Origin of the sequence: Aeromicrobium sp. CnD17-E (genome assembly GCF_024124745.1) — a bacterium.
Taxonomy (GTDB): Bacteria; Actinomycetota; Actinomycetes; order Propionibacteriales; family Nocardioidaceae; genus Aeromicrobium.
In genome coordinates this window covers 1-5,051 of record NZ_JAMXRU010000156.1, presented here as the reverse complement: position 1 = coordinate 5,051, position 5,051 = coordinate 1, and the positions used below count along the sequence as shown (strand labels likewise).

The 5,051-nt window shown below is 73.3% G+C and carries 5 protein-coding genes; 4 read left to right on the top strand and 1 reads right to left on the bottom strand.

The window, feature by feature from the left end; translation table 11 throughout:
• Positions 1-102 precede the first annotated feature (102 nt).
• From NH339_RS17230 to NH339_RS17220, 3 genes are all read left to right on the top strand, one after another.
• Positions 103-750: a hypothetical protein gene (locus NH339_RS17230; protein WP_253027234.1), complete on the top strand. Its 648-nt coding sequence runs from the start codon at positions 103-105 to the stop codon at positions 748-750.
• A gap of 144 nt (positions 751-894) precedes the next feature.
• On the top strand, positions 895-1,494 hold the full coding sequence (locus NH339_RS17225; protein WP_253027233.1) for a nucleoside triphosphate pyrophosphatase: 600 nt from the start codon (positions 895-897) through the stop codon (positions 1,492-1,494).
• A gap of 52 nt (positions 1,495-1,546) precedes the next feature.
• A complete protein-coding gene (locus NH339_RS17220; protein WP_253027232.1) occupies positions 1,547-1,759 on the top strand; it encodes a hypothetical protein in 213 nt (70 codons plus the stop codon).
• A gap of 18 nt (positions 1,760-1,777) precedes the next feature.
• Here NH339_RS17220 and NH339_RS17215 read toward each other — a convergent pair whose 3' ends face one another.
• Positions 1,778-2,956, bottom strand: coding sequence for an acyl-CoA dehydrogenase family protein (locus tag NH339_RS17215; RefSeq protein WP_253027231.1), 1,179 nt, complete (start codon positions 2,954-2,956; stop codon positions 1,778-1,780).
• Between the two features lie 155 nt (positions 2,957-3,111).
• Here NH339_RS17215 and NH339_RS17210 point away from each other — a divergent pair, with 155 nt between their 5' ends.
• Positions 3,112-4,914 carry a biotin carboxylase N-terminal domain-containing protein gene (locus NH339_RS17210; RefSeq protein ID WP_253027230.1) on the top strand — a complete coding sequence of 601 codons (1,803 nt, stop codon included), beginning with the start codon at positions 3,112-3,114 and terminating at the stop codon, positions 4,912-4,914.
• Positions 4,915-5,051: the final 137 nt, after the last annotated feature.

The following is a 5,051-nucleotide window of genomic DNA, read 5'->3' as shown; positions in this document are numbered from 1 at the left end:
AGCCGCGCAGCGAGTGGGGCCACCCCTCCCGCGCGGCCCGGACGCCGCTGCGCGTCGGGCCCGACGCCTGGCGACGCTCCGCCTGGGCCTGACGGCCGCCGCATGACCCTGCGCCACGAGACCGCCCTGTCCGTGGCGGACTGGGTCGTGCGCGCCGACGGGCCGTGGCCGGTGCTGGCCACCCAGGGGCCGCCGGGTCTCGACGCGTACGCCACGGTCCACTTCGACGGCGAGGACGCCGACCCCTACCGTCCCGACCCCGACGTCGTGGCGCTCGTGACCCGCATCGCCGCCGAGCACACCACGACGCCGGAGCGCTGCTGGTTCGCCCTGTGGGAGGGGTGGGGCGAGCTGGAGGGCGGCGGGAGGGTCTACGCCGCCATGGACCCGCACCGCCTGTTCGGACGCCTGTTCCGCCAGCCGCCGCCGCTCGCGGTCGCGCCGGCCTTCGACCGTCCGGTGCTCGACGCGCCGCGCGCCGACCTCGCGGGCGAGCGCGCGTACCTGCTGTTCACCGGCACGGTCGCCGACGTCGGCGACTGGGGCGCCCGACCCCCGCGTCCCGGCTGGCCCGCCGACCTGCCGCAGGCGTCGTTCACGTGGCCTGCCGACCACGCCTGGTGCATCGCCTCCGACGTCGACCCGTCGTGGTTCACCGTCGGTGGGTCCCGGGGCCTGGTCGACGCCGTGCTCGCCCACCCCGACCTGCGCGCCGAGCCCGCCACGTACGGCTCTCCTCCCCCCGCCTGACCGGCGCCCCCTCACCGTCATCGGTGGACCGGCAACCACAGGGGGGCTGCAGACGTCCCCCAGCCACCGATGCCGCCCCGTCGCGGCGCTGATGTTGCGCATCCACCGATGGGGGGCGGGCGTCGGGCCTGCCACGATGGGGGCATGGTGCGCATGGTCCTGGCCTCCCAGTCCCCCGCCCGGCTCGCGACCCTGCGGGCCGCGGGCATCGAGCCGGAGGTGGTGGTCTCCGGGGTCGACGAGTCGCAGGTGACCACGCACGACGCCGCCAACCTCGCGGCAGCGCTCGCCCAGCTCAAGTGCCGCGCGGTCGCGTCCGACATCGACGACCCTGACGCGCTCGTCGTGGGATGCGACTCCGTGCTGGCCTTCGAGGGCGAGATCCTGGGAAAGCCGGGCGACGCCGACACCGCGCGGGCCCGCTGGCGGCGTCTGCGCGGACGGTCGGGCGTGCTGCACACCGGGCACTGCGTGCGCCGCGGCGGGCGCGAGGTCGTCGACAGCGCGTCGACGGTGGTGCACTTCGCCGACGTCAGCGACGCCGAGATCGACGCCTACGTGGCCACTGGCGAGCCCCTGCACGTCGCCGGTGCCTTCACCATCGACGGCCTCGGCGGCGCCTTCGTCCGTGGCATCGAGGGCGACCACCACTGCGTGGTCGGGATCAGCCTGCCGCTGCTGCGCGACCTCGTCGCCGACCTCGACGTCGTCTGGACCGACCTCTGGAACCGGCCGCTCGACTGAGCGGCTCGCCCGATCCGGTCCTGGACGGGGTCGGCACGTGGGACCATGGATGATGCCCACCTCGCGCCGCTACCACGCGTCCAGCCCCTTCCAGCGTCCGGCGGAGGTGCCGGACGAGGTCTACGAGGTCGACGCGCGCGTCAGCCACGACACCTGGGGCCTCGGACGCATCGTCAGCCTGCAGGGCACCCGCTCAGCCCAGGTCGACTTCGGCGACCAGGTGCGGCACGTGCCGCTTCCCTGCCGCGCGCTCGTCACCCTCTGACGCGGCCGCAGCACGCCGTCACTCGACGGGCAGACCGAGTCCGCGCGCGATGAGCATGCGCTGCACCTCGCTCGTGCCCTCGCCGATCTCCAGGATCTTCGCGTCGCGGTAGAAGCGCGCCACCGGGTACTCCTCCATGAACCCGTACCCGCCGAACACCTGCGTGGCGATCCGCGTGCCGGTGACCGCGGCCTCCGTCGAGTAGAGCTTGGCGACGGAGGCGGCCTGCTTGACGACCGCGTACGGCGCCCCGGCGTCCTTCAGACCGGCTGCCCGGTAGGTCAGGGCGCGCGCCCCCTCGAGCAGCACGGCGAGGTCGGCCACCTGGAACGCGACGCCCTGCTTCGCCCCGATCGGCACGCCGAACGTCTGCCGCTCGCCCGCGTACTGGACGCACAGGTCCAGGCAGGCCTGCAGGCAGCCCACCGACAGCGCGGAGATCGCGATGCGTCCGTCGTCGAGGGTCGCCAGGAACTGCGCGTAGCCGCGTCCCCGCTCCCCCAGCAGGTGGTCGGCCGGCACGCGGGCCTGCGTGAAGGTCAGCGGGTGGGTGTCGGAGATGTGCCAGCCGAGCTTGTCGTAGGCCGGCTCGGCGACGAAGCCAGGCGTCCCCGCCGGGAGCATGATCGCCGAGATCTCGGGTCGTCCGTCGGGCCGCTCCCCGGTGCGGGCGGTGACCGTGACGACGGACGTCAGCTCGTTGCCGGAGTTCGTGATGAACTGCTTCGCGCCGTCGACCACCCAGGTGTCGCCGTCGAGCACGGCGCGGGTGCGCGTGGCACCGGCGTCGGACCCGGCACCGGGCTCCGTGAGCCCGAAGCCGGCGAGCGTGCGCCCGGCCACCAGGTCGGGAAGCCAGCGCTCCTGCTGCTCGGGCGTGCCGTAGGCGACGATCGGGTTGATCCCGAGACCGACCCCCGCCTGGAGCGTGATGCCCATCGACTGGTCGACCCGGCCCAGCTCCTCGATCGCGACGCACAGGCTCGTGAAGTCGCCGTCGGCCCCGCCGACCGCCTCCGGTGCCGTCAGGCCGAACAGCCCGAGGTCGCCCATGGCGCGCACGACGTCCACCGGGAAGTGGTGGTCGCGGTCCCACTGCGCCACGTGCGGCGCGATCTCGGCCTCGGCGAACTCCCGGACGGTACGACGGAAGTCCTCGTGCTCGCGGGACAGACCTGTCATCGATGCGGCGACCATGGCGCGAGCCTAGCACCGCCGGTTAACGGTCGTTAACCTGTGCGGAAGGACGCCGCGACACCGGCGTGACGTACCTCATCCGGCCGTGGCCGCGCGATCCCCCTAGACTCAGCACGCGGTGCGGCCCCCCGCCCAGCCTGTCCATCCCGAGGAGAGTGTTCGTGAGCAAGCCCCTGCAGAAGGTCCTGATCGCCAACCGTGGCGAGATCGCGGTCCGCGTCATCCGAGCCTGCAAGGACGCCGGCATCGGCAGCGTCGCCGTCTACGCCGAGCCCGACCGCGACGCGATCTACGTGCGCATGGCCGACGAGGCCTACTCGCTCGAGGGTGCGACCCCGGGCGACTCCTACCTCTCGATCGAGAAGATCATCGCCGTCGCGAAGCGCTCCGGCGCCGACAGCGTCCACCCCGGCTACGGCTTCCTCGCCGAGAACGCCGACTTCGCGCAGGCCGTCATCGACGCCGACCTCGTCTGGATCGGCCCGCCGCCCTCGGCCATCGACGCCCTCGGCGACAAGGCCAAGGCCAAGCAGATCGCCGAGCGCGCCAACGCACCGCTCGCACCCGGCACCAAGGAGCCCGCGAAGGACGCCGACGAGATCGTCGCCTTCGCCGAGGAGCACGGCCTGCCCGTCGCGATCAAGGCCGTCTTCGGCGGTGGCGGACGCGGCCTGAAGGTCGCCCGCACGATCGAGGAGATCCCCGAGCTCTTCGAGTCGGCCACCCGCGAGGCGGTCGCCGCCTTCGGCCGCGGCGAGTGTCTCGTCGAGAAGTTCCTCGACAAGCCGCGCCACGTCGAGACCCAGTGCATCGCCGACCAGCACGGCAACGTCGTGGTCGTCTCCACGCGCGACTGCTCCCTCCAGCGTCGTCACCAGAAGCTCGTCGAGGAGGCGCCCGCGCCGTTCCTGTCCGACGACCAGCTCAAGCGCCTCTATGACTCCTCGAAGGCCATCCTCAAGGAGGCCGGCTACTACGGCGCCGGCACCTGCGAGTTCCTCGTCGCCCGCGACGGCACCATCAGCTTCCTCGAGGTCAACACCCGCCTCCAGGTCGAGCACTGCGTCTCCGAGGAGGTCACCGGCATCGACCTCGTCCGCGAGATGTTCCGCGTCGCCGCCGGCGAGGAGCTCGGCTACGGCGACCCCGAGATCATCGGCCACTCCATCGAGTTCCGCATCAACGCCGAGGACGGCGGCCGCGGGTTCCTGCCCGCCCCGGGCACCCTCACGAAGTGGGCTCCCCCGTCGGGCCCCGGCGTCCGCCTCGACGGCGGCTACGAGGAGGGCCAGACCGTCCCCGGCGCCTTCGACTCGCTCGTCGCCAAGCTCATCGTCACCGGCCGCACCCGCGAGCAGGCCATCGAGCGGTCGCGCCGCGCGCTCGACGAGTTCGTCGTCGAGGGCATGCCGACCGTCATCCCCTTCCACCGTGACGTGCTCGACAACCCGGCCTACAACGCCACCCAGCCCGACGGCACCCCCGGGTCCTTCGACGTGTACACCACGTGGATCGAGACCGACTACGACAACCAGCTCGAGCCCTACAGCGGCCCGTCCGAGACCGCCGAGCCCGGCGAGCGCGAGCGCGTCGTCGTCGAGGTCGCCGGCAAGCGCGTCGAGGTCGTCCTGCCCGGCGGCCTCGGTGCCGTCGCCGCCTCCGGTGCCGCGGGCGGCGCCAAGAAGCCGAAGCGCGCGGGCGGCAAGGCTGCCGGCGCCGCCGTCTCCGGCGACTCGCTCACCTCGCCCATGCAGGGCACCGTCGTCAAGGTCTCCGTCGAGGAGGGCCAGGAGGTCGCCGCCGGCGACACGATCCTCGTCATCGAGGCCATGAAGATGGAGCAGCCCATCACCGCGCACAAGGCCGGCACCGTCACCGGCCTGTCCGCCGAGATCGGCGCCACCATCGGCGCCGGCGAGGTCGTCGCGACCATCGCCGACGCACCCGCCGCCGAGTAGCACCGCACCACCACCCAGCGCCGGTGGCCTGCCCCTCCCGGGCGGGCCACCGGCGCTGTGCTGTTCTTGCCGCCCGTCGCCCGGCACCACCGCCGAGGCCGTGCTGCTCTGCCGCCCGCCGCCCGGCACCCCCGCCG